The 2,119-nt window shown below is 78.4% G+C and carries 1 protein-coding gene and 1 pseudogene; both read right to left on the reverse strand.

Translation table 11 applies throughout. The annotated features are described in order from the left end of the window. Window positions 1-162: 162 nt before the first annotated feature. Window positions 163-1,571: pseudogene (locus HLB09_RS16160) on the reverse strand (S10 family peptidase). A gap of 226 nt (window positions 1,572-1,797) precedes the next feature. Beyond that, the coding region (locus HLB09_RS16165) for a hypothetical protein (protein ID WP_171204333.1) at window positions 1,798-2,119 on the reverse strand (322 nt) is incomplete at its 5' end.

The following is a 2,119-nucleotide window of genomic DNA, read 5'->3' on the forward strand; positions in this document are numbered from 1 at the left end:
CCGGCTCCTGGTGGCGAGCGGCGGCGGGCGCGGCGTCGCGGTCGGGGACGGCGTGGGCCGCGCGGGTCGTGCCGGTCATGTGGGGGCCTCCTCGTGCGGGCGGGCTCCCACCGTCGCACGCCACGCCGGGCGGCGCCGGGGGGCGAGCCGTCGGCCGGTGCGTCAGCGGGCGGTGGCCCGGCGCACGAAGTCGGAGAGGTCGGCGCTCTGCTGGCGCCGGCTCGGCTCGTGCACGTACATCATGTGGCCCGCCTCGTAGTACCGGTGCTCGACGAGCTCGCGCTGCGCGGCCGGGACGCGCAGGTGCGCGAGGTCGTCCTCGGCGCTCGAGAAGGGCGTGGCCCCGTCGTAGCGGCCGAGCGCGACGTGCACGCGCAGGTGCGGGTTCTGGCGCATCGCCCGCGACAGGCGGTCCAGGACGCTGACCGAGGCGTTCTCGAACTCCTTGTAGCTCCACGCCTCGTGGACGCCCGGGCCGAAGACGTGGAACGGCGCGGTGTCCTCGACGCCGAGCTCGGCGCGCAGGAGGTGCTGGTTCGCGGCCGCGTAGGCGCCGAGGAGCGCGTCCACGGCGGGGTCATCCTCGAGGGCCTCCGCCGTGCCGGAGGCGGCGGGCCCGGTGAAGCGGGAGTCGAGGCGCCCGACGACGAGGCCCTCGTCCCGCAGCAGCTCGGCGAAGAAGCGCAGGTGCTCGACGCGCAGGTCGGCGCGGTCCACGTACGCCTCCGAGAGGCCGGTCAGCCGGGCCAGCGTCGCCACGGCGTCCGCCCGCTCCTCGGCCGTGAGCCGGGAGCCGCGCGCGAGGACGACGGGGTAGCGCTGCTCCGCGTACGCCTCGGCCTCGGCGACGACGTCGGCCAGCTCCCGGCCGGGGTGGCGGCCGTGGCGGTGCGCCGTCGCGGCGTAGAAGGGCAGGTAGCGCGGGTAGGAGCGGTCGTCGCCCGGCGTGGCGAGGAGGACGCCGAAGTTCAGCACCGCCGAGACGAGGACGAGCCCGGACAGGTACATGCCCGCGCCCTGCAGGTGCTCGGCGAGGGCGGCGGCGCGCGTGGTGCCGTAGGACTCCCCCGCGAGCAGCTTGGGCGAGAGCCACCGCCCCTCCGCGGTCACCCACTGCCGGACGACCTCCCCGACGGACTCGACGTCGGCCGTGAAGCCGTGGAAGTCGCCGGCCCGCTCCCCCTCGACGACGCGGGAGCGGCCGGTGGAGACGGGGTCGACGAAGACGAGGTCGCTCACGGCCAGCAGCGACTCGGGGTTGTCGCGAGGCGCCCCGGCGGCGGCTCCGGCGCCCCCGCGTCGCCGGCGACGACGCGGCGCGGGCCGAGGAGGCCGAGGTGCAGCCAGACGCTCGAGGAGCCGGGGCCGCCGTTGAAGGCGAAGGTGACGGGCCGCGTGAGCGGGTCGGCGCCGTCGAGCGTGTAGGCCGTGATCCCGACCTGGGCGCGGGGCCGCCGTCCCTTCCACACGCCGTCCTCGACCCGGTCGCCGGAGAGGACGACGCGGCCCGCGCGCGCGGTGTAGCGCAGCTCGCCGTCGGGGGTGGCGAGCACGTGGTGGGTCGTCACCAGCTCGTCCTCGACGGGGGCCGCGCCGCTGCCGGCCGCCCCGCCCCTGGCCGCCCCACCGCTGGCCGCCCCGCCCTCCGCCGACCCGGCGGGGCGTCCGGGGGCGTCCGCGTCGTCGCGGCGCTCGCGGGGGCGGTCGGGCTGGTCGGCGTCGTCGCTCACGGCGCGACGCTAGCCGCCGCAGCGCCCCGCCCGGGCCCCACGAGAGGGGCTCCGGCCCCGGGACGCCTCACGCGGGTCGCAGCTGGTCTGCGCCGAGCCAGGACTCGACGACCGTGGCCATCTCCCCGTCGCCGAGGGCGTAGACGACGCGGGCCAGCCAGCCCGTCGGGCCCAGCCGCCACTCGGCCACGACGCCGGCGAAGGGCTCCTCCTGCTCACCGCCCTCCCCCGGGTCGTCGGGCAGCACCCAGCAGTGGCGGTGCGCCCGGCGCAGCTCGGCCGGGTCCGCCGGGTCCGCCGCGGAGCGGTCGTCGCCGGGCGGCTCGTGCTCCTCGACGGGCGGCGGCGCGGAGGGCCCCGAGGGGACGGCGCGACCCGACCGGTGGGCG

Source organism: Pseudokineococcus marinus, from assembly GCF_013004605.1.
Taxonomy (GTDB): domain Bacteria; phylum Actinomycetota; class Actinomycetes; order Actinomycetales; family Quadrisphaeraceae; genus Pseudokineococcus; species Pseudokineococcus marinus.